The organism is Streptomyces parvulus, from assembly GCF_014648855.1.
GTDB classification, from domain to species: Bacteria; Actinomycetota; Actinomycetes; order Streptomycetales; family Streptomycetaceae; genus Streptomyces; species Streptomyces parvulus.
Map to the genome: position 1 here is coordinate 61,827 of NZ_BMRX01000016.1, position 24,111 is coordinate 85,937.

A 24,111-nucleotide genomic window follows, 5' to 3' on the forward strand; every position below is an offset into this window, starting at 1 on the left:
GCCGGTTCGCCATCATGCAGCCCCGACGCGGGCCGGCGGAACCCCCGTCAGCCGCTCGTGGCCCTCCTGAGATGCTCCGCCGTGCTGGAGCCGCGGGCGGCGAGCAGGTCCCGCGGGGTGCCCTCGAAGATCACCCGGCCACCGTCCCGGCCGCCGTCGGGGCCGAGGTCCACGACCCAGTCGGCGTGCGCGACCACGTCCAGGTTGTGCTCCACGACCACCACCGTGTTGCCGGTGTCGACCAGCCGGTCCAGCAGCGCGAGCAGCCCCTGGACGTCGGACATGTGCAGTCCGGTGGTCGGCTCGTCCAGGACGTAGACCGCGCCGGTGCGGTGCAGGCGGGTGGCCAGTTTGATGCGCTGCCGCTCGCCGCCGGAGAGCGTGGACAGCGGCTGTCCGAGGGTGAGGTAGGTGAGACCGACGTCGTGCAGCGCGCGCAGCCGCCGCCGCAGGCCAGGGTCGGCGAAGTAGTCGAGCGCCTGGCCCGCGGTCATCGCCAGCACGTCGGCGACCGACCTGCCGTCCACCGTCAGCCGCAGCACCTCCTCCCGGAACCGCCGGCCCTCGCAGTCGTGGCAGGTGGTCGTCACCGGGTCCATGAAGGCGAGGTCGGTGTGGATGACCCCCCGCCCCTCGCAGGTGCCGCACGCTCCCGCCGAGTTGAAGCTGAAGAAGCCCGGCTCGGTGCCCGTCTCCCGCGCGAAGTGCTTCCGTACCGTGTCCATGATCCCGAGGTAGGTGGCCGGGGTGGACCGCGCGGAGACGCCGATGGCCGACTGGTCGACGGCCACGGCGTCCGGGTGGGCGGCGGTCAGCTCCGCGACCAGCGTGCTCTTGCCCGACCCGGCGACGCCGGTGACCGCGGTGAGCACCCCGGTCGGGAAGGCCACCGTCACGTCCCGCAGGTTGTGCCGGCCGGCGCCCTTCACCCACAGCCGCCCGTCCGCCTCCCGCGGCTCCGCTCTCACCGCCGTGCGCCGGCCCAGGCACCGCCCGGTGAGGGTGTCCGACGCGGCCAGCTGGGCCGGCGTCCCCTCGAACACCACCCGGCCGCCGTCGGCCCCGGCCCGCGGCCCCATGTCGACCACGTGGTCCGCCAGCGCGATGACGTCCGGGTCGTGCTCGACGACCAGCACGGTGTTGCCCTTGTCGCGCAGCCGCAGCAGCAGGTCGCCCAGGCGCCCGACGTCGCGCGGGTGCAGTCCGACGCTGGGCTCGTCGAAGATGTATGTCATCCCGGTCAGGCTGGAGCCGAGGTGCCGAACGGTCTTCAGCCGCTGCCCCTCGCCGCCGGACAGGGAGGACGTCTCCCGGCCCAGGCTGAGATAGCCGAGCCCGATCGCCTCGACCCGCTCCAGGGCCGCGACGGCGGCCGCCGCGATCGGCAGGGCCACCGGGTCCTCGATCCTCCGCAGCACCGCGATCAGGTCGGTGACCTCCATGGCCGAGCAGTCGGCGATGGAGTGGCCGTCGATCAGGGTGGCGCGCGCCGCCGCGTTCAGGCGGGCCCCGCCGCACTCGGGGCAGGCGCCCTCCACCAGGAACCCCCGTACGAGGTCCCTGGTCTTCTCGCTCATGCCCGACAGGTCCCGCTTGAGGTAGAGCCGCTCGAAGCGGTCGGCGAGGCCCTCGTACTCGGTGGTCCAGGTGCCGCCCGAGCCGTTGACGGTGACCTTGCTGCCGGGCCGCCCGCGCATCAGGAAGGCGCGCTCGGCCTCCGTGAAGTCGCCCACCGGGCGGTCCGGGTCCAGTTCGGCCGAGTTGGTGTACGCCTGCCCCTGCCAGGTGCCGGCCGCGAACGGCGGGAAGCGGACCGCCCCGCCGGCCAGCGACCTGGCGGGGTCGAGGATCCGGTCCCAGTCGGGCCGCACCGTGCGGCCCAGCCCGTCGCAGCCGGGGCACATGCCCGCCGGGTCGTTGAACGAGTACGCCGTGGCCCCGCCGGCGCAGGGGGTGCCGTGCCGGGAGAACAGCACCCGCAGCACCGAGTGGATGTCGGTCATCGTGCCGACCGTGGACCGAGAGTGGCCGCCGACCGGCCGCTGGTCGACGACGATCGCGGGGGAGAGGTCCTCCAGCGCCTCGGCGTGCGGCCGCTCGTACTTCGGCAGCCGGTTGCGCACGAACCAGGTGAACGTCTCGTTGAGCTGGCGCTGCGACTCGACCGCGATCGTGTCGAAGACGACCGACGACTTCCCCGACCCCGAAACGCCGGTGAACACGGTCAGCCGGCCCTTCGGGATGCGGAGGGTGACGTCCTGGAGGTTGTTCTCCCTGGCTCCGGTGATGCTGATGAACTCGCTCATGCGCGTGACGCTAGGCGGGATACCCGACAGCTTCCGGCGTGATTTCCCGCAGTTCTCCCTCCTCGAACAGCAGCCATCGGGTGATGCCCAGCGACTCCAGGAACGGCATGTCGTGGCTGGCCACGATCAGCGCCCCCTCGTAGGACTCCAGTGCGCCGGTGAGCTGCCGGACGCTCGCCATGTCCAGGTTGTTCGTCGGCTCGTCCAGCATCAGGAGCTGCGGCGCGGGCTCGGCCAGCATCAGCGCGGCCAGCGCCGCCCGGAAGCGTTCGCCGCCGGACAGCGTCGCCGCCTTCTGGTCGGCTCGGGCGCCCCGGAACAGGAAGCGGGCCAGCCGCGCCCGGATCCGGTTGTTGGTGGCGCCCGGCGCGAACCGGGCCACGTTCTCGGCGACGGTCAGCTCCCCGTCGAGCACGTCGAGGCGCTGGGGCAGGAACCGCAGCGGCACGTGCGCCGTCGCCTCGCCCGCCACCGGCGCCAGCTCCCCGGCGACCGTGCGCAGCAGCGTGGTCTTGCCCGCGCCGTTGCGCCCGATCAGCGCGATCCGCTCGGGGCCGTGCAGATCGAAGCCGCCCTCCACCCGTGCCCCGTACCGGAGTTCCAGGTCGCGCAGGGTGAGCACGGACCGGCCCGGCGGTACGGCCGTCGAGGGCAGGTCGACGCGGATCTCGTCGTCGTCCCGCACGGCCTCCACCGCGTCGTCCAGGCGCTCCCTGGCCTCGGCGAGCTTCTCCTCGTGCATGATGCGGTGCTTGCCCGCGGACTCCTGCGCCGCGCGCTTGCGCGCACCCATCACGATCTTCGGTTCGCGCTTCTGCTCCCACATCTTCTGGCCGTACCGCTTGCGGCGGGCCAGCTTGACCTGGGCGTCGGCCAGTTCGCGCTTCTGCTTGCGCAGATCGGACTCGGCGACCCGCACCATCCGCTCGGCCGCGTCCTGCTCCACGGCCAGCGCCTCCTCGTACGCCGAGAGGTTCCCGCCGTACCAGGTGATGCCGCCGGAGCGCAGGTCGGCGATCTGGTCGACCAGCTCCAGCAGCTCCCGGTCGTGGCTGACCACGACCAGGACGCCCGGCCAGGAGGTGACGGCGGCGTACAGGCGTCGGCGGGCGTACAGGTCGAGGTTGTTGGTGGGCTCGTCCAGGAGCAGGACGTCGGGCCGGCGCAGCAGCAGCGCGGCCAGCCGCAGCAGCACCGACTCGCCTCCGGAGACCTCGCCGACGGTGCGGTCGAGTCCCACGTGGCCGAGCCCGAGTTCGCCGAGGGTGGCCAGGGCACGCTCCTCGACGTCCCAGTCGTCGCCGACGGTCTCGAAGTGCTCCTCGGACGCGTCGCCCGCCTCGATGGCGTGCAGCGCCGCCCGGCGCGCGGCGATGCCGAGGGCCTCGTCGACCCGCAGCGCGGTGTCGAGGGTGACGTTCTGCGGCAGGTGGCCGATCTCGCCGCTGACGCGGACGAGGCCGTCGGCGGGCGTGAGCTGCCCGGCGATCAGCTTCAACAGGGTGGACTTGCCCGCCCCGTTGACCCCGACCAGCCCGGTCCTGCCGGGGCCGAACGCGGTGTCCAGCCCTTCGAAGACGGGTGTGCCGTCGGGCCAGCCGAAGGACAGGGACGTACAAGTGATGGATGTGGACATACGGGTCTCCGCGGTTGCTCGAAGCCGACAGGGGCAAACGCGTATCGAGACACCGGAAGGGCGGTGGCGGTCCCCGGACGGGAGGAAGGAGCGGTCCCGGAGGAACGGTCCGGGCATGAAGAACGCCCTGTTCCGCGAGGGGACGGCTCGAACGCCGAGGTCGCACGCCGCGCACCCACACGTGCGGTGTGGCGCGGTGTCTCAGGACCTCAGACGAGCAACGTCCTACTCCGATCGGCGGCAACAGAAGCGACATACACCGTACGAACGACCGGGTGGCCCGTCAACACGTTTTAGGCGGACCCGGTCCCACGGCCCCGAGGAGGCCCCCGTGCCCAATGGCCCGCTCTCACTGCCGGCCCGGCTCTGCCTGCTCGCCTGGGACCCCGCGAGGTCCGGGGCCGCCGACACCGCCCGGGTCCACCACCTGGTGCGCGCCGGCGCGCTCACCGAACTGGCCCGGCGCGGCCTGCTCACCGACGAGGACGGCATCGCCACCCCTGTCGACCTGGACTCCCGCACCGGCGACGCGGTCCTCGACGGGCTGCTCGACCTGATCCGCGAGTCGCTGCCGCGCCGCTGGCGGACATGGGTCGCGCTGCACGCGCGCCTCACCTTCGACGCCGTCAGGGAGCAGCTGGTGGCCGAGGGCCATCTGCGGGCCGAGAAGAAGCGGGTGCTCGGGGTCTTCCCGTCCGTGGAGTACGTGCTGGCCCGTCCCGCCGCGGCGAAGGTGCTGCGGGAGGAGACGCGGTCCGTGCTGGAGGGCCGGGTGCCGGCGGCCGAGGTGTCCGAGCGCGACGCGGCGGTGGCCGTGCTCCTCGCCGCCGCGTCACTCGGGGCGCCGGCCGGCGCGGGCCGGGGCGCGGGGGACGGAGGGCGCCGGGAGGCGCGGATCGCCGAACTGACCGAGCGGGGCGGGGCGGCGGCGCCCGGGCTGCGCAAGATCGTGGCGGAGGTCTGGGGCGCGGTCAGCGCGGAGAGCGCCCGCGCCGTGGCGTCGTCGGGGCGCTGAGGCCGGGGCCCGGGTCCGGGCCGCGGCGGGGGAGCGGGGCGGCGGTGGGTCAGCGGCTGCCGCGCAGCAGCTCCGCGAGGTCCTGCTCCAGGTCGAGGTGGAGGTGTTCCAGGCCCACGGGGACCAGTTCGCCCGTGGCCGCCAGGAAGCGGCGCAGCTCACCGGAGCGCACGTGGATCACGGCGGTGCCCTCCGGTGCGTGGAACTCCAGCACGGTTCGGTCGTACCCGTACGGGCGCACCCGCACGTCGCCGTGGCCCTCCGGCTCCCGCATGCCGGCGATCAGCAGCTCGCGGGAGAAGGTCCAGCAGACCTCGACGCCTTCCAGGGTGGCGGGCGCCGGGAAGGTCATGCGGACGGCGAAGGGGTCGCCGCGGTCGTAGTGCAGGGTGGCGGGAATGCTCGGCATACGCGGTGCGGCGGCGACGAGACGCGCCTCGACCGGCTGCTCGATGACGGTGGACAACGCCTTGCTCCCTCGGGACGGCTGGACGGGCTTCGGGGTGGTGCGGGCCGGGCACTTGAAGAGACGTCGGAAACGGCCGATCCGTGCACACGAGCACCAAGTGACCTCTGTCACCGCGTTCATGCACCGGCGTGACAAGGCTCTCCTCGCGCGCCCCGTACGGCACTTGCGCCACGCACGTGCCGGGGAGGTCCTCTGGACGCACCCACCCCGGTGGGCTAGCTTCGCCCGCCATGAGGCGCTTGGGAACCACGCGACGCACGGCACGGCCCGCCCGAACCGCGCGCGGGCGTACGGCCCGTACGGCACTGGCGGGGGTGGCCTGCGCGGCGGCGCTGGCCGCGCTGACGGCCGTACCGGCCGAGGCGCGGCAACCGGTGCGCGGGGAGGCGCACCGGCCGCACTGGGAGCCGACCGACACCGGCGCGCCCGGCGTCCGGTTCCGCGGACTGGCCGCCGTCAGCCGGCACACCGCCTGGCTGGCCGGCACCGGGGGTACCGTCCTGCGCACCACCGACGGCGGCGGCACCTGGCGCGACGTCTCCCCGCCGGGCGCGGACGGCCTGGAGTTCCGGGACGTCGAGGCCTTCGACGCCCGCCGGGCCGTGGTCCTCGCCATCGGGGAGGGCGAGGCGTCGCGGGTCTACCGCACCGCCGACGGCGGAGTCACCTGGACCGAGTCCTTCCGCAACACCGACCCCCGGGCCTTCTACGACTGCCTCACCTTCTTCGACTCCCGGCACGGCCTCGCCATGAGCGATCCCGTGGACGGACGGTTCCGCATCCTGTCCACCCGCGACGGCGGCCGCTCCTGGAAGGTGCTGCCGGACCGGGGCATGCCGGCCGCACAGGAGGGTGAGGCCGGGTTCGCGGCCAGTGGCCAGTGCCTGGTCTCCGCCGGCCCGAGGGACGTGTGGCTGGCCACCGGCGGGGCCGCACGCGCGCGTGTGCTGCACTCCGCCGACCGGGGCCTGACCTGGACGGCCACCGACGCGCCGGTGCCGGCGGGCGACCCGGCGCGGGGCGTGTTCGCCCTCGCCTTCCGCGACCGGGCCCACGGCCTCGCGGTCGGCGGCGACTACCGCCCCGACCAGGCGTCCCCGGTGGCGGCGGCCCGCACCGCGGACGCGGGCCGCACCTGGCGTCCCGCGGACCGGCCGCCGCCGGCCTACCGCTCCGGCGTCGCCTGGCTCCCGCACAGCCGCACCGCCGCCCTCGCCGTCGGCCCCACCGGCACCGACCTCACCACGGACGGCGGCCGCACCTGGCGGACCGTCTCCACGGGCTCCTTCGACACCGTGGACTGCACCCCGGACCTGGCCTGTTGGGCCGCCGGCGAGCAGGGCAGGGCCGCCCGTCTGGAACGGTGAGGCCGGGCGGGGCGGGGTGTACGTCCGCGAGGTGGGTACCCGCCCACCGGACGTGAGAGGAAGTGAGCGGACATGCCGCGCGGTTCCAGCACCAAACGGGAACGCCAGTACGAGCACATCAAGGACAGCGCCGAGGACCGCGGCGCGAGCACCGGCCGGGCCAAGGAGATCGCCGCACGGACGGTCAACAAGGAGCGCGCCCGGTCGGGCGAGTCGAAGACGGCCAGTCGCGTCTCCACCCGGGACATGTCGCCGGGCGAGCGCGGTGGGCGCCGGTCGGGCCGCGGCGAGGGCCCCCAGGGACCCACCTACGACCAGCTCTACGAGGAGGCCAAGCGCCGGGGCGTGCACGGCCGTTCCAGCATGAACAAGGGCGAACTGCGGCGCGCCCTCGGCAAGTGAGCCGTACCGCCCGCTAGGAAGCGGACTCCCGGTACGCCTCCAGGGCCGGCGCGGTCTTCGTGGCGACGAACTCGGTGACGCGGTACTCGCACACGCCGGCCCGGACGAACGGGTCGCCCGCGGCGATCTCCTCCATCCGCGCCCGGTCCCCCGCGACGGCGACGATCACCCCGCCGTCGCGGGGCTCCTTGCGTCCGGAGGCCAGGAACACCCCCCGCTCGTACAGCTCGTCGAGCCAGGCCACATGGTCCGGGAGGACGGCGTCGACGGCCTCGAGCGGGGCGGTGTAGGACAGCTCCAGTACGAACATGATCGCGAGCCTACTGCGGGCTCCTCTAGGCTTGCCCCACCATGACGCCCGTGACCGCGCAGATCCCCGCCGACTGGCCCGCGACCGAGGAGCGGGCGCGCGCCGTCCAGGACGGGCTGCGCGCGCGGGTCGTCCTCGACGAGACCGGCCCGCCGCCCGGTACGGGCACGGTGACCGGCGTCGACGTGGCCTACGACGACGAACGGGACGTGGTCGCGGCGGCGGCCGTCACGCTGGACGCCGCGACCCTCGCCGTCCTCGCCGAGGCCACCGCGGTCGGACGGATCTCCTTCCCGTACGTGCCGGGGCTGCTCGCCTTCCGGGAGATCCCCACCGTCCTCGCCGCGCTGGACGCCCTGCCGTGCCCGCCCGGCCTGGTCGTCTGCGACGGGTACGGCCGGGCCCACCCGCGCCGCTTCGGCCTCGCGAGCCACCTGGGCGTCCTCACCGGGCTCCCCACGATCGGCGTGGCGAAGAACCCCTTCACCTTCGCGCACGACGACCCGGACGCCGCGCGGGGCAGTACGTCCCCCCTGCTCGACGGTGCCGAGGAGGTCGGGCGGGCCGTGCGCACGCGCGAGGCGGTCAAGCCGGTCTTCGTCTCGGTCGGCCACCGGGTGAGCCTCGAAAACGCCTGCGCGCACACGCTGGCGCTGGCCCCCGGCTTCCGGCTGCCGGAGACGACCCGCAGGGCCGACGCCCTGTGCCGCGCGGCCCTGCGGGCGGCCGCCTATCCGGCCTGACCCTCGACGCTCCAGCGGCCCACCTCCTGGTACGCCGAGTCGTACACCGCCGAGCCGTCGCCGGGCTGCATCGCGTAGTGGTGCAGGTTGCCGCCCCAGTAGCGCAGGATCCGCTGCAACTCGCCCGTGGGGTCCTCGGCGAGCGCGCCCTCGTCCATGGTCACTTCAAGCAGGAACTTCATGCCTTCCAGGGTTTCATTGAACTTCCCTTTGGCACTTCGGCCGTGTCCCCACCCGCCATGGCGGGGGAAGAGGGGCTGAAAGTCTCAAAGCGGGGTCATCGCGAACGCGGAGGAGGACCCGGCTCGTCTGAGTATCCGTACGGATGTGCCGCCCCCGCCGCACCGGCAGGGTGGAGCGCATGACGACACGAAGGACACCCGAGTACCGCGCCCCCGCGGGCCGCCCCGTCGGCCGGGCCGCGGCCGCGGGTCTGGCGCTGGCGGTGGTGGCGGGGCTGGCCTGGGTCGGCGGGATGGTCTGCACGCTCGTCGGCTGGGCGGGTTGACCCGCACGCCGCCGGGCGCCGGGGGCGCCGCCCGGCGGGCACCGGCCGGGCCCGTCAGCGGGTCGCCGCCACCCGGAAGCCGATGCCGGCCGCCCGCAGCCGTTCGGTCAGCGCGTCGCCCATCGCGACGGCCGTGGTGACCTGCCCGGACGTCGGCGGCAGTGCGTCGAGGGCGAGGCAGAGCGCCGCCTCGGCGAACATCTTCGCCGTCTCGTCGTAGCCGGGGTCGCCGCCCGAGACCTCGGTGAACACCCTGCGCCCGCCGCCCTCGCCGACGAAGCGGACGGAGAACCAGCTCCTGGCGCGCTTCTCCGCGCTCGGTCCCTCGCCCGGCCTGAGCCGCCCGGACAGCCAGCGCCGGGCCGGCGGCACCTGGGCCGCCGCCAGCAGCGCCCCCACGGCCGCCACCCCGCCCACCGCCACCGGCAGGTGCCGGACGGCGGCGTAGTGGCGGTAGCGGAAGTCGGGGCCGTAGCGGTCCAGGGCCTTCGCCGAACGCCGTACGACCTGCGCGTCGATGGTGGGCAGCGGCAGCGCCCAGGCCCCCACCTCCCCGGCGAAGCGCGGGGCCCCCGTCGGCGTCACCGCGCGGCGACCCACCAGGCGGGGCTCGTGCCGGCGGCGCTCCACCGCGGCGGCCCGCAGCTGCCGCCCGCGCGCGAACTGGCCCAGCGCCGAAGCGAAGGTGCCGCCGGAGAAGGTCGCGTCCACGCTCACGAAGCCGTCGACCGTCAGCGGCACGCCCTCCGGCAGCTGCCGGACGGTGAAGTACACGCCGAGGTCGTGCGGGACCGAGTCGAAGCCGCAGGCGTGCACCAGCCGGGCGCCCGTCTCCCGCGCGCGGGCGTCGTGGCGCACATAGGTGAGGTCCACGAACTCCGGCTCGCCCGTGAGGTCGAGGTAGTCCGTGCCGCTCTCCGCGCAGGCGGCGGCCAGGGCGTCGCCGTACCGGACGTACGGGCCGACGGTGGTCGCCACCACCCGGGCCCGCCCGGCGAGTTCGCGCAGCGAGTCCGGGTCGGACACGTCCGCGCGCAGCACACCCGGGTCCGAGCCGCCCGGCAGGCCCGCGCGCAGCCGGCCCAGCTTCTCCTCGTCGCGTCCCGCGACCGCCCACCGCAGCCCCTCGGGGGCGTGTGCGGCGAGATACCGCGCGGTCAGCTCCCCGACGAACCCCGTCGCCCCGAAGAGCACGATGTCGTACGGCCGGTCGGCCTTTTTCAGCCTGCTCATGACATCCCTTCGTCACCCGTCGGCACCGCCCGGGTCCGCAGCACGCGCCGTCGCCGGTGGCCGAGGCTAGCGTGAGGGACCTGGAGTCCGTCGACGGCCCCGGAGCATAATGGGCTAAGCGCTTGCTCGTCCGGGTCTTGTGCCCAGTGGAACACGTTCTTAGCATCACTGGTGTTACATCGGTTGTGTCACAGAGCTGGGGATGCGATGCCGAAAGCCAGGACGCCTGCCCGGGCCACGGGTCAGGGCCCGCTCTCCGGCGTGCGCGTGGTCGAGCTGGCCGGCATCGGCCCGGGGCCCTTCGCCGCCATGCTCCTCGCCGACCTCGGCGCCGACGTCGTCCGCGTCGACCGGCCCGGCGGCCCCGGGCTCGGCATCGACCCGGCCCACGACGTCACCAACCGCAACAAGCGGTCCGTGCTCGTCGACCTCAAGGCCCCGGACGGACCGGAGCGGGTCCTCGCCCTCGCCGAACGCGCCGACGTGCTGATCGAGGGCTACCGCCCCGGCGTGGCCGAACGGCTCGGCGTGGGCCCCGAGCCCTGCCACGCCCGCAACCCCGCGCTCGTGTACGGCCGGATGACCGGCTGGGGCCAGGAGGGTCCGCTCGCCGAACGCGCCGGGCACGACATCGGGTACATCGCGCTCACCGGCACCCTCGGCATGATCGGCGATCCCGGCCGCCCGCCCGCGGTCCCCGCCAACCTCCTCGGCGACTACGCCGGCGGCTCCCTCTACCTCGTCGTGGGCGTCCTGGCCGCCCTGCACCACGCCCGCGCGACGGGCACCGGCCAGGTCGTGGACGCCGCCATCGTCGACGGCACCGCGCACCTCTCCTCGATGATCCACGGCATGCTCGCCGCCGGCGCCTGGCAGGACCGGCGCGGCGCCAACCTCCTCGACGGCGGCTGCCCCTTCTACGGCACCTACGAGACCGCCGACGGCGCCCACATGGCGGTCGGCGCGCTGGAGCCGCGGTTCTACGCCGAGTTCGCCGAGCTGCTCGGCCTCCCCGCCACGGCGCCGGCCCGCGACGACCCGGCCCGCTGGCCCGAGCTGCGCGCGGCCGTCGCCGAACGGTTCTCCTCCCGCACCCGCGACGAGTGGACGGCGGTGTTCGCGGACTCGGACGCCTGCGTGGCCCCCGTCCTGACGCTGCGCGAGGCACCGCACCACCCCCACCTCGCCGCCCGCTCCACCTTCACCGACCACGACGGCCTCACCCAGCCGGCCCCCGCGCCCCGCTTCTCCGCGACCCCCACCGCCGTCCGCACCGGACCCGCCCGGCCGGGCGCCGACACCGACGCCGTGGCCCGCGACTGGGGCCTGCCCCGCGAGGGGGAGACGGAGCGCGCCCCTCACCCGAACAGCCCAGTGACGAACCCTCAGTGAAAGGCCTGCCAGTGACCACCGAAGCGTACGTGTACGACGCGATCCGCACCCCGCGCGGACGCGGCAAGGCGAACGGCGCCCTGCACGGCACGAAGCCCGTCGACCTGGTCGTCGGCCTCATCCACGAGATCCGCGCCCGCTTCCCGGACCTGGACCCCGCCGCGGTCGACGACGTCGTCCTCGGCGTCGTCGGCCCCGTGGGCGACCAGGGCTCCGACATCGCCCGCATCGCCGCCATCGCCGCGGGGCTGCCGGACACCGTGGCGGGCGTCCAGGAGAACCGCTTCTGCGCCTCGGGTCTGGAGGCCGTCAACCTCGCCGCCGCCAAGGTGCGTTCGGGCTGGGAGGACCTGGTCCTCGCGGGCGGCGTCGAGTCCATGTCCCGGGTGCCGATGGCCTCGGACGGCGGCGCCTGGTTCAACGACCCGATGACCAACCTCGCCACCAACTTCGTGCCGCAGGGCATCGGCGCCGACCTGATCGCCACCATCGAGGGCTTCACCCGCCGCGACGTCGACGAGTACGCCGCCCTCTCCCAGGAACGCGCGGCCGCCGCCTGGAAGGACGGCCGCTTCGAGCGCTCCGTCGTGCCCGTGCGGGACCGCTCCGGCCTCACCGTCCTCGACCACGACGAGCACCCGCGCCCCGGCACCACCGCCGACTCCCTCGCCGGCCTCAAGCCGTCCTTCGCCGACATCGGCGAACTCGGCGGCTTCGACGCCGTCGCGCTCCAGAAGTACCACTGGGTCGAGAAGATCGACCACGTCCACCACGCGGGCAACTCCTCCGGCATCGTGGACGGCGCCTCCCTGGTCGCCATCGGTTCCCAGGAGGTGGGGGACCGCTACGGTCTGCGCCCGCGCGCCCGGATCGTCTCGGCCGCCGTGTCCGGCTCCGAGCCCACCATCATGCTCACCGGCCCCGCCCCCGCCACCCGCAAGGCGCTCGCCAAGGCCGGCCTGACCATCGACGACATCGACCTCGTCGAGATCAACGAGGCGTTCGCCGCGGTCGTCCTGCGCTTCGTCAAGGACATGGGCCTGTCGCTGGACAAGGTCAACGTCAACGGCGGTGCCATCGCGCTCGGCCACCCCCTCGGCGCCACCGGCGCGATGATCCTCGGCACCCTCGTCGACGAACTGGAACGCCAGGACAAGCGCTACGGCCTCGCCACCCTGTGCGTGGGCGGCGGCATGGGCATCGCCACCATCGTCGAGCGCGTCTGACCCCCTTCCCGACGGATACGACGGATCACCTGGAGCACACCCTCATGAGCACCGAGCCCACCACCATCCGCTGGGAACAGGACGACACGGGCGTCGTCACGCTCGTCCTCGACGACCCCGGCCAGTCCGCCAACACCATGAACCAGGCGTTCCGCGCCTCCCTCGCGGCCGTCACCGACCGCCTGGAGGCCGAGAAGGACTCGATCCGCGGCGTCATCGTCACCTCCGCCAAGAAGACCTTCTTCGCCGGCGGCGACCTGCGCGACCTGATCCGCGTCACCCCGGAGACCGCCCAGGACCTCTTCGACGGCGGCATGGCCATCAAGCGCGACCTGCGCCGCATCGAGACCCTCGGCAAGCCCGTCGTCGCCGCAATGAACGGCGCGGCCCTCGGCGGCGGCTACGAGATCGCCCTCGCCTGCCACCACCGCGTGGCCCTCGACGCCCCCGGCTCCAAGATCGGCTGCCCCGAGGTCACCCTCGGCCTGCTCCCCGGCGGCGGCGGAGTCGTCCGCACCGTCCGCATGCTCGGCATCACCGACGCGCTGCTCAAGGTGCTCCTCCAGGGCACCCAGTACAACCCGCGCCGCGCCCGGGAGAACGGCCTGGTCGACGAGGTCGCCGACAGCCGCGAGGACATGCTCGCCAGGGCCCGCGCCTTCATCGACGCCAACCCGGAGTCCGCGCAGCCCTGGGACAGGCCCGGCTACCGCATCCCCGGCGGCACCCCGTCGCACCCGAAGTTCGCGGCCAACCTGCCCGCCTTCCCCGCCAACCTGCGCAAGCAGACGGCCGGCGCCCCCTACCCGGCGCCGCGCAACATCATGGCCGCCGCCGTCGAGGGCTCCCAGGTCGACTTCGAGACCGCCCAGGTCATCGAGGCCCGCTACTTCGTCGAGCTGGCCGCCGGGCAGACCTCGAAGAACATGATCCAGGCGTTCTTCTTCGACCTCCAGGCCGTCAACTCCGGCGCCAACCGCCCCCGGGGCATCGAGCCCCGCAAGGTCACCAAGGTGGCCGTCCTCGGCGCCGGCATGATGGGCGCCGGCATCGCCTACTCGTGCGCACGCGCGGGCATCGACGTCGTCCTCAAGGACGTCGCCCTGGAGGCCGCCGTCAAGGGCAAGGGCTACTCGGAGAAGCTGTGCGCCAAGGCCGTCGCCAAGGGCCGCACCACCCAGGAGAAGGCCGACGCCCTGCTCGCCCGCATCACGCCGACCGCCGAGGCCGCCGACCTCGCCGGGTGCGACGCGGTGATCGAGGCCGTCTTCGAGGACACCTCGCTCAAGCACAAGGTCTTCCAGGAGATCGAGAGCGTCGTCGCCCCCGACGCCCTGCTCTGCTCCAACACCTCCACGCTGCCCATCACCGCGCTGGCCGAGGGCGTCGAGCGCCAGGGCGACTTCATCGGGCTGCACTTCTTCTCGCCGGTCGACAAGATGCCGCTCGTCGAGATCATCAAGGGCGAGCGGACCGGTGACGAGGCGCTCGCGCGCGCCTTCGACCTGGTCCGGCAGATCAACAAGACGCCGATCGTCGTCAACGACTCGCGCGGCTTCTTCACCTCCCGGGTCATCGGCCACTTCATCAACGAGGGCGTGGCCATGGTCGGCGAGGGCGTAGAGCCCGCGTCCGTGGAGCAGGCGGCGGCCCAGGCGGGCTACCCCGCCAAGGTGCTCTCCCTGATGGACGAGCTGACGCTCACCCTCCCGCGGAAGATCCGGGCGGAGACCCGGCGGGCCGTCGAGGAGGCCGGCGGCACCTGGACCGAGCACCCCGCGGACGTCGTCATCGACCGCATGGTCGACGAGTTCGGGCGCCCCGGGCGCAGCGGCGGCGCCGGGTTCTACGAGTACGGCGAGGACGGCGGGCGCGGCGGCCTGTGGCCGGGGCTGCGGGAGCACTTCACCAAGCCGGGCTACGAGATCCCGTTCCGCGACATGCAGGAACGGATGCTCTTCGCGGAGGCGCTCGACACCGTCCGGCTCCTGGAGGAGGGCGTCCTGACCTCCGTCGCCGACGCCAACATCGGCTCCATCCTCGGCATCGGCTTCCCCGGCTGGACCGGCGGCGTGCTCCAGTACGTCAACGGCTACGAGGGAGGGCTGCCCGGCTTCGTGGCACGCGCGCGTGAACTGGCCGACCGCTACGGCGATCGCTTCACGCCGCCCGCGCTGCTGGTGGAGAAGGCCGGCAAGGGGGAGGTCTTCACCGACGGCCGCTGAGGAACGCCTCAGTCCGCGGCGGCGGGGCCGTCCTCGCCGGCGCCGTCGATCCACTCCCTGATCTCCTCGCGCAGCGACCGCTGGAAGGTGGTCAGCAGGGCCTGCACGACGAGCGGGTGCATGTGCGCGGACAGTGACCGCACGTCCCGCGCCCCGCGCTCGGCGACCGCGTCGCGCAGCAGCCGCGACAGGTCCCGGGCGGCGGCGCGGGAGTGCTCCAGGAGCGCGGTGCGGGCGGCCAGCACCGTCTCGGGGGAGAAGGGGACGTCGAGCAGTTCGACGCCGAGCCGCAGCAGCCCGCCGTCGACCCGGTACGCGTCGCCGTCCGGCGCGTCCGCGTCCCGCGCGACCACGTCCATCGCCGCCAGCCGGTCCACCTCCTCGCCGGTCAGCGCCCGGCCCGCACGCCGGTCCAGCTCCGCGCGCGTGACGCTCTCCACCGTCTGCGGCGCCCACGAGGCCACCACCGCGCGGTGCAGCGCCAGGTCGTGTTCGCTCAGGTCGGGGGGCAGCTGCCCCAGGTAGCGCTCGATCGCGGCCAGCGTCATGCCCCGGTGCTGCAGCTCCTCGATCAGCGCGAGCCGGGCCAGGTGCTCCCGGCCGTAGTGCCCCACCCGCCGGGCCCCGATCACCGGCGGCGGCAGCAGCCCCTTGGTGCCGTAGAAGCGGACGGTGCGCACCGTGACGCCGGCCCGCGCGGCCAGCTCGTCGATCGTGAGGGTCGGCTCCCCGGCGTCGGTCGTCGTCATGTGCAGCAGTATCGCTGTCCCACCAGTGCTGTGAAACCTCTTGCGCACCGGGTGGAGGCCGCGGAGGGATCTTGTGAGAAGTCACGCTGTGTGACATGAGCCACCGCATGTCGACGCAGCGTCGTGGGAAGGTGCCGTCTTGGTCTGTGCCGCGTCAAGGGTGGTGCGGGCCCGACGCACAGGTACGGACGACCCGGGCGCACTCCGCCCGGGCGCACCAGAGAGTGGAACCACCCGTGAGCAAGGACGCCGTAGACACGGCACAGGTCGCCGCCCATCCCGAGGCGGCCGGGACCATCCCCGCGGACGCGGGCGACGCCGGATACAGCAAGGGCCTCAAGGCCCGCCACGTCAACATGATCGCCATCGGCGGCGCCATCGGCACCGGCCTCTTCCTGGGCGCGGGCGGCAGACTGCGCGACGCGGGCCCGGCGCTCGCGATCGCCTACCTCGTCGCCGGCGTCTTCGCCTTCTTCGTCGTCAAGGCCCTCGGCGAGCTGGTGCTCTACCGGCCCTCCTCCGGGTCCTTCGTGTCGTACGCGCGCGAGTTCCTCGGCGAGAAGGGCGCGTACGTCGCCGGCTGGATGTACTTCCTGAACTGGTCGACCACCGGCATCGCCGACATCACCGCGATCGCGCTGTACACGCACTACTGGTCCATGTTCACCAGCATCCCGCAGTGGGTGCTCGCCCTGATCGCCCTCGCGGTGGTCCTGGCGGTGAACCTCATCTCGGTGAAGATCTTCGGCGAGATGGAGTTCTGGTTCGCGATCGTCAAGGTGGCCACGCTCATCGGCTTCATGCTGATCGGCATCTTCCTGCTGGCCACCCAGCACGAGGTCGGCGGCCAGACCCCGGGCATCGGCATGATCACCGACCACGGCGGAATGCTCCCGCACGGCGTGATGCCCGTGGTCCTCGTCATGCAGGGCGTGATCTTCTCCTACGCCGCCCTGGAGCTGGTCGGCGTCGCGGCCGGCGAGACCGCCGAGCCGGAGAAGATCGTCCCGCGCGCGGTGAACTCGATCATGTGGCGCGTCGCGCTCTTCTACGTCGGCTCGGTCGTCCTGCTCGCGCTGCTGCTGCCCAGCTCGGTCTACTCAGGCGACCAGAGCCCGTTCGTCACCGTCCTGTCCAAGATCGGCGTCCCGGCCGCCGGCGACGTGATGAACCTCGTCGTCCTCACCGCGGCGATGTCGTCCCTGAACTCGGGCCTGTACTCCACGGGCCGCATCCTGCGCTCCATGGCGATGTCCGGCTCCGCGCCCAGGTTCACCGGCGTGATGAGCCGCAGCCAGGTGCCCTACGGCGGCATCCTGCTGACCTGCGCGGTCTGCGTCCTCGGCGTCGGACTGAACTTCCTGGTGCCGAGCAAGGCCTTCGAGATCGTGCTGAACGTCGCCTCCCTCGGCATCATCAGCACCTGGGTGATCATCATGATCTGCCATCTGGTCTTCGTCCGCCGGGCCCGCGCGGGCCTGGTCGAGCGCCCGCACTTCCGCCTCCCGGGCAGCCCCGTGACGGAGATCGTCACGATCGCCTTCCTGCTCGCCGTGATCGGCCTGATGTGGAACGACGAGGAGGTCGGCCGCAAGACCGTCCTGCTGGTGCCCGTGATCGCGGTGATGCTGGTGGCCGGCTGGTTCGGAGTCCGCCGCCGCGTGTCCCAGGAGGCCGACAGGCAACGGCTGGGCGGGCCCCAGGGGTAACAGGGGCCACCGCGCCACGCTCGGCCACCGTGCCGCGCGCCCGGCCACCGCACCGCGCTCGGCCGCCTCACCCGCGAGGCGGCTGAGCCCGGCGCGACCGGCCGTCAGTGCTCGTGCACGTCGTTCGTCGCGGTGATCCGGCGCCAGGACCGGGGCTGTGCCGGCGTGTCCGAGGCCGGGGCCCGGGAGGCCGTGCGCGCCGCCGGAGTGGCCGGCTTCGAGGGCTGGAACAGCCAGGTGTCGAAGAGCGCCGCCAGCGGCTTGCCGGAGACCTCCTCGGCGTACCGCTGGAAGTCCGCGACCGACGCGTTGCCGTGCGCGTACCGCGCGGGCCAGCCCTTGAGGACGGTGAAGAAGTCCTCGTCGCCGATCTCGTTGCGCAGCGCCTGGACGGCGAGCGCGCCCCGGTCGTACACGGCGGCGTCGAACTGGTTCTCCGGCCCCGGGTCGCCGGGCCGCACCGTCCAGAACGGGTCGTCGGCCGGGTGCGAGGCGTACGTGTAGTCGGCCAGTTCCTGCGCCGTGCCCTCGCCCTCGTGCTCGGACCACAGCCACTGGGCGTAGCGGGCGAAGCCCTCGTTGATCCAGATGTCCTTCCAGCCCCGCACGGACACCAGGTCGCCGTACCACTGGTGGGCCAGCTCGTGGACGACGACGGACACGTTCGAGCCGCCCGCGAACTGCCGCGGGCTGTAGAACGGCCGGGTCTGCGTCTCCAGCGCGTACCCGGTGTCCGTGTTCGGCACGTAACCGCCGAGCGCGTTGTAGGGATACGGCCCGAAGTAGCCGGTCAGCCAGTCCGCGACCTCCCCCGTGCGCTCCACGCTGGCCCGCGCCGCGCCGTCGTCGGCGCCCAGGTCCTTGCTGTAGGCGTTGACGACCGGGATCCCGCTCTCCGTGGTCCCGGTGGTGAGGTCGAACCTGCCGACCGCCAGCGTGGCGAGATACGTGGCCTGCGGCTTGTCGGACCGCCAGTTCCAGCGGGTCCACCCGAGCCGCGAACTCGTCGACTGGAGCGTTCCGTTGGAGATCGCCTGGGTGCCGTCCGGCACCTGCACGGACACGTCGTAGGTGGCCTTGTCGCGCGGATGGTCGTTGGCCGGGAACCACCACGCCGCGGCCTCGGGCTCGTTCGCGGCGACGCCGCCGTCCGGGGTGCGGTGCCAGCTGGTGAAGCCGAACGCCTCCTTCGAGGACGGCACCCCGCTGTAGCGGACGACCACGGTGAGGGCCGCGCCCTTGGCCAGCGGCTTCGCCGGCGTGATCTCCAGCTCCTGCTCGCCCGAGGCCGCGAACGACGCCTTCGCGCCGTTCACCCGCACCTCGCCGACGTCCAGCAGGAAGTCCAGGTTGAACCGCGACAGGTCCGCGGTGGTGCGGGCCAGGATCGTCGCCGTACCCTCCAGCCGGTCCGTGGCCGGCTGGTACTTCAGGCGCAGGTCGTAGTGGGAGACGTCGTATCCGCCGTTGCCGTAGGCCGGGTAGTAGGGGTCGCCGATCCCCGGAGCGCCGGGGGAGGGGGCCGCCGCCGACGCCGGGATCGCCAGCACGAGCGAGGCGGCGCCCAGTGCGCCCGGCACGATGATTCTGCGGTGCACGAAAGCTCCAAGTCGTAGGGGCACGAAGTCTGTTCGGAGCCTATTCAGCCCCTGTGCGCACCGTCATGTCCACGGCCACCGCTGTCACACGATCGCCATCCGGCCGTCATCGGCCACCCGTTGCCCTCTTCTGCGCGGGAGTTGACCGATGTACCGTCCGCGCATGCCGATACGCACGCGCTTCACGACCTGGAGAACGCTCGCGACGGCGGCCATGGCCGCACTCCTGGCGACCTTCCTCACGCCCGCCGCGACGGCGCACCCCGCACCCCGGCAGAGCCAACCCGTGTACTCCTACGCGAACGCCGTCCGCGAGGCCGTCTGGGTGGACACCGGGTACGACGGGGACGGCGACGGCGCGGACGACCGCGTCGCCGTCGACATCGTCCGCCCGCGCGAACCGGCGCGGCAGGGGCGCAAGGTCCCGGTCGTCATGGACGCCAGCCCGTACTACTCCTGCTGCGGGCGCGGCAACGAGAGCCAGAAGAAGACCTACGACGCGGACGGCGACGTCGTCGGGATGCCGCTGCACTACGACAACTACTTCGTGCCCCGCGGCTACGCCTTCGTCGGCGTCGACCTGGCCGGCACCAACCGCTCCGACGGCTGCGTCGACGTCGGCGGCCGCTCCGACGTCCAGTCCGCCAAGGCCGTCGTCGACTGGCTCAACGGCCGCGCCAGGGCCTACACCAGCCGCACCGGCGGCGAGCGCGCCGCGGCGACGTGGACCAACGGCAGGACCGGCATGATCGGCAAGAGCTGGGACGGCACCATCGCCAACGGCGTGGCCGCGACCGGCGTCGAGGGCCTGGAGACCATCGTGCCGATCGCCGCCATCTCCTCCTGGTACGACTACTACTTCAGCCAGGGCGCCCCGCTCTACGACTCCGGACCCGACTGGCTCTCCGACTACGTCGACAGCCCCGACGCCCGCGCCCGCTGCGGGGCCGTCCAGCAGCGGCTCGTCGACGGCGCCCCGCGCAGCGGCGACCTGACCCGGCTGTGGAGCGAGCGCGACTACGTGAAGGCCGCGGGCAAGGTGAAGGCCAGCGTCTTCCTCGTCCACGGCATGCAGGACCTCAACGTCCGCACGCAGCACGTCGGCCCGTGGTGGGACGCCCTCGCGAAGCAGGGCGTCGACCGCAAGATCTGGCTCTCCCAGACCGGTCACGTCGACCCCTTCGACTTCCGCCGGGCCGAGTGGGTCGAGACCCTGCACCGCTGGTTCGACCACGAACTCCTCGGATACGACAACGGCATCGACCGCGAACCCGTGGCCGACGTCGAACGCCACCCCGGCCAGTGGGAGACGTCGAGCAGCTGGCCGCCGCGCACCACGGCCCCCGCGACCCTGCGCCCGGCCGACGGCGACCGTCCGGGCGTCGGCACCCTCGGCCTGCGCCCGGACCGCGGCACCGAGACCTTCACCGACGATCCCGCGCTGAGCGAGACGGACTGGGCCGCGCACGTCGACGCGTCCACGCCCGAGAAGGCCGGCTTCGTCACCGGCCCCCTCACCCGCGACCTGCGCCTGGCCGGCGCCTCCCGGGTCACCGTCACCGCACGGTCGAGCACCCCGACCGCCCACCTGTCCGCCGTACTCGTCGACCTCGGCCCCGACACCGTCCGCGACTACGCGGCCGAGGGCGAGGGCATCAGCACCCTCACCCACCGCACCTGCTGGGGACCGCGGACCGAGGGCGACAGCTCCTGCTACCTGGAGACGGCGGCGAAGACCACCGACGTCGAGTACACCGTCGTCAGCCGCGGCTGGGCCGACCTCGGCAACCACGCCTCCCGGTGGCAGGGCCGCCCGCTCACCCCGGGCAAGGCGTACACCATGACGCTCGACCTCGCGGCCACCGACCACGTCGTGCCGGCCGGTCACCGGCTCGCCCTGATCGTCGCGGGCACCGACCGGGGCCTCATCGACCCGCCCGCCGACACCCCGACGCTCACGCTGGGCCTCGCCAGGACCTCGGCGAGCGTACCGTTCGTCGGCGGCACCGACGCCTTCGCCCGCGCCACCGCCGGCACGGCGGCCACCGCCGCCGCACCCACCCCCCTCGACGGCGTGACCGCGCCGCCCCGCACCCCCCACCGCGTCCCGAAGGGAGCCCGGTGAACCGTCTGCGCGTCCTCACCGTGACCACCGCGGCCCTCGCCGCGTCCCTCCTCACCGCACCCGCCCAGGCCGCCGGCTCCGCACACCAACCGCCCCGCACCGGCTTCGAACAGAGCGGCGGCGCCCGCTGGACCACCCAGGCCGAGGAAGCGGCGCTGCTGGCCGCCGCCGACCGCGCGAGCGGCCGGGTCGACGTGGACCGCATCGGCACCACCAAGCAGGACCGGCCGCTGCGCCTGGTCACCCTCGGCCGGGCCTCCGCCCCCAACAAGGTGCTCCTCGTGTGCAGCCAGCACGGCGACGAACCCTCCGGCCGCGAGGCCTGCCTGTCCACGGTCCGGGACCTGGCCTGGGCCACCGACCCCCGCACCCGGCACTTCCTCGACCGCACCGCCGTGCTGGTCGTGCCCACCGCCAACCCCGACGGCCGGGCCGCGAACACCCGGGGCAACGGCGACGGCGTCGACGTCAACCGCGACCACCTCGCGCTGGAGACCGCCGAGGCCCGCGCCATGGCCGCCGTCGTCCGCGACCGGCGCCCGGACGTCGTCTACGACCTGCACGAGTACGGCGCCACACCCCCGTACTACGACAAGGACCTCTTCGACCTCTGGCCCCGCAACCTCAACACCCACCCGCGCGTCCACGACGAGGCCCGCACCCTCTCCGGGGCATACGTCCGCCCCGCCGCGCAGCGGGCCGGCCACTCGACCGGCACCTACGGCATCTGGACCGACCCCGTCACCGGAGACCCCGTCAAACAGACCGCCGGCGACGGCCAGGAACGCATCCTGCGCAACATGTCCGGCGTGAAGCACGGGGTCGGCCTGCTCATCGAGAGCCGCGTCGACGCGCTCACCGACGCCGAACGGGACGACCCGGCCCTGAACAACCGGCGCCGGGTCGACTCCCAGCTCGCCGCGCTCGACGGCATGTTCCGCTTCGCGGACCGGCGGCGCGGCCAGGTCGAGGCGGCCACCGAGACCGCCCGCCGCGCCGGCGGCACCGGCACCGGTCCCGTCTACCTCGGCGGCGCCGACAACGACCCGGCCGAACCCGCCGAGGTGATCCAGGACCCGCCCTGCGGCTACCGGCTGACGGCTGCCCAGTACAAGGACATTGGGGACGAGCTTTCCCTGCACGGTGTACAAGTGCGTCCGAGCGGGGAGAAGGGCGCCTACGTACCGTTGCGCCAGCCGTTGCGCGCCCTCGTGCCGCTGCTCCTAGACGAGCGGGCGGCGTACCACCTGACGGCGGGTGAACCCGACGCCCGCTGCTGACGGGGTGAGTTCCGCGTCGCACGTGGTATGGGCGTAGCGGACGACTATTCTCGGCCTCCCCGACTTGAAAGGTGCCGCCTGTGACACAGGACCCGAGCGACAAGGAAGAGCACGAAAGAGGCACGCTGCCGGGGTCGGAGGCGGGCCTGGCGGGGCACGAGCACAAGCCCCGGACCGACCGCGTCGTCTTCGGCGTCACCGCGGCCCTCACCCTGGCCTTCGTCGTCTGGGGCGCGGCCGGCACCGATTCGCTGGAGGACGCCTCCGGCACCATGCTCAGCGGACTGATGCACAACGGCGGCTGGGCGTTCGTACTGGCCGCCTCCGGATTCGTGGTCTTCGCCCTCTGGCTCGCGGCCAGCCGGTACGGCCGCATCCACCTCGGCGCCGAGGGCGAGGAACCCGAGTTCCGGACCGTGTCCTGGATCGCCATGATGTTCAGCGCGGGCATGGGCATCGGCCTGATGTTCTGGGGCGTGAGCGAGCCGCTGGCGCACTTCGACACCGCGCCGCCCGGCACCGACCCCGCCGACGCCGGCGACCGGATGACGACGGCGATGGCCACCACCCTGTTCCACTGGACGCTCCACCCGTGGGCGATCTACGCGGTGGTCGGCCTCGGCATCGCCTACAGCACGTTCCGCAGGCGCCGCCGCCAGACCATCAGCGCGGTCTTCACACCGCTCATCGGGGAGAAGCACGCCAACGGCGTGAGCGGCCGCGTCATCGACATCCTCGCCATCATCGCGACGGTCTTCGGCTCCGCGGCCTCGCTCGGCCTCGGCGCGCTCCAGATCGGCTCGGGCGTGGAGCAGCTCGACTGGATGGACAAGGTCAGCACCGGACTGCTGGTCGGCATCATCGCGGTGCTGACGGTGGCGTTCGTGGCCTCCGCCATCTCCGGCGTCGAGAAGGGCATCCAGTGGCTGTCCAACACCAACATGGTGCTGGCACTGCTCCTCGCCGTGTTCGTGTTCGTGGCGGGCCCGACCATCCTCATCCTCGACCTGCTGCCGACCTCGATCTTCGGCTACCTCGGCGACCTGCCCGCGATGGCCGGCCGCACCGAGATCAGCGGCGGCGAGGGCGTCGCCGACTGGCTGGGCAGCTGGACCGTCTTCTACTGGGCGTGGTGGATCTCCTGGACGCCCTTCGTCGGCATGTTCATCGCCCGTATCAGCCGGGGCCGCACCATCCGCCAGTTCATCGGCGGCGTCATCCTCGTCCCGAGCACGGTCAGCCTGGTCTGGTTCGCCATCTTCGGCGGCTCGGCGATGCGGCTCCAGGAGCAGAACCGCCTCGGCGACGAGACCACGCCCGAGGGACGGCTCTTCGCGGTGCTCCAGGAGTACCCCATCGCCACGGCCACCAGCCTGCTGGTGATGATCCTGGTCGCCATCTTCTTCGTCTCCGGCGCCGACGCGGCCTCCATCGTGATGGGCACCCTCTCGCAGCGGGGCGCGCTCGAACCCAGCCGCTGGACCGTCGTGTTCTGGGGCGTCGTGACCGGCGCGGTCGCCGCCATCATGCTCCTGGTCGGCAGCGGCGAGGGAGACGCGCTCACCGGTCTGCAGAACCTCACGATCCTCGCGGCGGCGCCCTTCGTCATCGTGATGATCTTCATGTGCTTCGCGCTCATGCGCGACCTGCGCCGCGACCCGCTCATCGTCCGCGGCGAGATGGCCTCCGAGGCCGTCGAACTGGCCGTCATCGAGGGGCACAAGCGGTACGAGGGCGAGTACGAGATCCGGATCGGCCCGGGGGCCGGCACGGACGTGGAGGGCGACCCGATCGGCGAGCACCACCACCACTGATCCC

General features: G+C 73.2%; 20 protein-coding genes. 12 read left to right on the top strand and 8 right to left on the bottom strand.

Features of this window, described 5'->3' with window-relative positions; translation table 11 throughout:
* Window positions 1-47 precede the first annotated feature (47 nt).
* Together IE108_RS28520 and IE108_RS28525 are read right to left on the bottom strand one after the other, a co-directional pair.
* A complete protein-coding gene (locus IE108_RS28520; RefSeq protein ID WP_064730800.1) occupies window positions 48-2,306 on the bottom strand; it encodes an ATP-binding cassette domain-containing protein in 2,259 nt (752 codons plus the stop codon).
* Window positions 2,307-2,316: 10 nt separating this feature from the next.
* Window positions 2,317-3,942 carry an ABC-F family ATP-binding cassette domain-containing protein gene (locus IE108_RS28525; RefSeq protein WP_064730801.1) on the bottom strand — a complete coding sequence of 542 codons (1,626 nt, stop codon included), beginning with the start codon at window positions 3,940-3,942 and terminating at the stop codon, window positions 2,317-2,319.
* A 331-nt stretch (window positions 3,943-4,273) separates the two neighbouring features.
* Here IE108_RS28525 and IE108_RS28530 point away from each other — a divergent pair, with 331 nt between their 5' ends.
* Window positions 4,274-4,957 carry a GOLPH3/VPS74 family protein gene (locus tag IE108_RS28530; RefSeq protein ID WP_064730802.1) on the top strand — a complete coding sequence of 228 codons (684 nt, stop codon included), beginning with the start codon at window positions 4,274-4,276 and terminating at the stop codon, window positions 4,955-4,957.
* Between the two features lie 49 nt (window positions 4,958-5,006).
* Here the strand turns inward: IE108_RS28530 and ssgD are convergent, their stop codons facing one another.
* Window positions 5,007-5,423 (bottom strand): spore wall synthesis regulator SsgD, encoded by a 417-nt coding sequence (ssgD, locus tag IE108_RS28535; RefSeq protein WP_064730803.1) that lies wholly within the window; start codon window positions 5,421-5,423, stop codon window positions 5,007-5,009.
* Between the two features lie 233 nt (window positions 5,424-5,656).
* Here ssgD and IE108_RS28540 point away from each other — a divergent pair, with 233 nt between their 5' ends.
* Both IE108_RS28540 and IE108_RS28545 read left to right on the top strand, forming a co-directional pair.
* Window positions 5,657-6,793 carry a WD40/YVTN/BNR-like repeat-containing protein gene (locus IE108_RS28540; protein WP_373297060.1) on the top strand — a complete coding sequence of 379 codons (1,137 nt, stop codon included), beginning with the start codon at window positions 5,657-5,659 and terminating at the stop codon, window positions 6,791-6,793.
* Window positions 6,794-6,865: 72 nt separating this feature from the next.
* Window positions 6,866-7,195, top strand: coding sequence for a hypothetical protein (locus IE108_RS28545; RefSeq protein WP_064730804.1), 330 nt, complete (start codon window positions 6,866-6,868; stop codon window positions 7,193-7,195).
* Window positions 7,196-7,208: 13 nt separating this feature from the next.
* Here IE108_RS28545 and IE108_RS28550 read toward each other — a convergent pair whose 3' ends face one another.
* On the bottom strand, window positions 7,209-7,505 hold the full coding sequence (locus IE108_RS28550; protein WP_064730805.1) for a YciI family protein: 297 nt from the start codon (window positions 7,503-7,505) through the stop codon (window positions 7,209-7,211).
* 41 nt (window positions 7,506-7,546) lie between these two features.
* Here IE108_RS28550 and IE108_RS28555 point away from each other — a divergent pair, with 41 nt between their 5' ends.
* Window positions 7,547-8,248: an endonuclease V gene (locus tag IE108_RS28555; RefSeq protein ID WP_064730806.1), complete on the top strand. Its 702-nt coding sequence runs from the start codon at window positions 7,547-7,549 to the stop codon at window positions 8,246-8,248.
* On the opposite strand, the gene IE108_RS28560 is transcribed toward IE108_RS28555, so the two are convergent.
* Window positions 8,236-8,430, bottom strand: a complete 195-nt coding sequence (locus tag IE108_RS28560) for a hypothetical protein (protein WP_064730807.1) — start codon at window positions 8,428-8,430, stop codon at window positions 8,236-8,238. The genes IE108_RS28555 and IE108_RS28560 overlap by 13 nt on opposite strands.
* Window positions 8,431-8,609: 179 nt before the next feature.
* Here IE108_RS28560 and mmpA point away from each other — a divergent pair, with 179 nt between their 5' ends.
* The gene (mmpA, locus tag IE108_RS28565) at window positions 8,610-8,756 is read left to right on the top strand and encodes a morphogenic membrane protein MmpA (RefSeq protein ID WP_189397783.1); all 147 of its coding nucleotides are present in this window, start codon (window positions 8,610-8,612) and stop codon (window positions 8,754-8,756) included.
* Between the two features lie 54 nt (window positions 8,757-8,810).
* On the opposite strand, the gene IE108_RS28570 is transcribed toward mmpA, so the two are convergent.
* Window positions 8,811-9,989: a saccharopine dehydrogenase family protein gene (locus IE108_RS28570; protein ID WP_064730809.1), complete on the bottom strand. Its 1,179-nt coding sequence runs from the start codon at window positions 9,987-9,989 to the stop codon at window positions 8,811-8,813.
* Window positions 9,990-10,196: 207 nt separating this feature from the next.
* On the opposite strand from IE108_RS28570, the gene IE108_RS28575 reads away from it, so the two are divergent.
* The 3 genes from IE108_RS28575 to IE108_RS28585 are packed head-to-tail and all read left to right on the top strand — an operon-like array spanning window position 10,197 to window position 14,832.
* On the top strand, window positions 10,197-11,381 hold the full coding sequence (locus IE108_RS28575; RefSeq protein ID WP_064730810.1) for a CaiB/BaiF CoA transferase family protein: 1,185 nt from the start codon (window positions 10,197-10,199) through the stop codon (window positions 11,379-11,381).
* A gap of 11 nt (window positions 11,382-11,392) precedes the next feature.
* A complete protein-coding gene (locus IE108_RS28580) occupies window positions 11,393-12,607 on the top strand; it encodes an acetyl-CoA C-acetyltransferase (RefSeq protein WP_064730811.1) in 1,215 nt (404 codons plus the stop codon).
* Between the two features lie 44 nt (window positions 12,608-12,651).
* Window positions 12,652-14,832 carry a 3-hydroxyacyl-CoA dehydrogenase NAD-binding domain-containing protein gene (locus IE108_RS28585; RefSeq protein WP_064730812.1) on the top strand — a complete coding sequence of 727 codons (2,181 nt, stop codon included), beginning with the start codon at window positions 12,652-12,654 and terminating at the stop codon, window positions 14,830-14,832.
* A gap of 8 nt (window positions 14,833-14,840) precedes the next feature.
* On the opposite strand, the gene IE108_RS28590 is transcribed toward IE108_RS28585, so the two are convergent.
* Complete coding sequence (locus tag IE108_RS28590; RefSeq protein ID WP_064730813.1) at window positions 14,841-15,581, bottom strand: MerR family transcriptional regulator; 741 nt, start codon at window positions 15,579-15,581, stop codon at window positions 14,841-14,843.
* A gap of 236 nt (window positions 15,582-15,817) precedes the next feature.
* On the opposite strand from IE108_RS28590, the gene IE108_RS28595 reads away from it, so the two are divergent.
* On the top strand, window positions 15,818-17,290 hold the full coding sequence (locus IE108_RS28595; RefSeq protein WP_064730814.1) for an amino acid permease: 1,473 nt from the start codon (window positions 15,818-15,820) through the stop codon (window positions 17,288-17,290).
* 104 nt (window positions 17,291-17,394) lie between these two features.
* Here IE108_RS28595 and IE108_RS28600 read toward each other — a convergent pair whose 3' ends face one another.
* The gene (locus tag IE108_RS28600) at window positions 17,395-18,888 is read right to left on the bottom strand and encodes a M1 family metallopeptidase (protein WP_189397784.1); all 1,494 of its coding nucleotides are present in this window, start codon (window positions 18,886-18,888) and stop codon (window positions 17,395-17,397) included.
* Window positions 18,889-19,051: 163 nt separating this feature from the next.
* Between IE108_RS28600 and IE108_RS28605 the strand changes: the two genes are divergently transcribed.
* The 3 genes from IE108_RS28605 to IE108_RS28615 all read left to right on the top strand — a co-directional run bounded on the left by IE108_RS28605 (window position 19,052) and on the right by IE108_RS28615 (window position 24,107).
* Window positions 19,052-21,013, top strand: a complete 1,962-nt coding sequence (locus tag IE108_RS28605; protein WP_064732052.1) for a Xaa-Pro dipeptidyl-peptidase — start codon at window positions 19,052-19,054, stop codon at window positions 21,011-21,013.
* Window positions 21,010-22,293, top strand: a complete 1,284-nt coding sequence (locus tag IE108_RS28610) for a M14 family metallopeptidase (RefSeq protein WP_064730816.1) — start codon at window positions 21,010-21,012, stop codon at window positions 22,291-22,293. Before IE108_RS28605 ends, IE108_RS28610 begins: the two co-directional genes overlap by 4 nt.
* 80 nt (window positions 22,294-22,373) lie before the next feature.
* Window positions 22,374-24,107 (top strand): BCCT family transporter, encoded by a 1,734-nt coding sequence (locus IE108_RS28615; protein ID WP_064730817.1) that lies wholly within the window; start codon window positions 22,374-22,376, stop codon window positions 24,105-24,107.
* Window positions 24,108-24,111 lie beyond the last annotated feature (4 nt).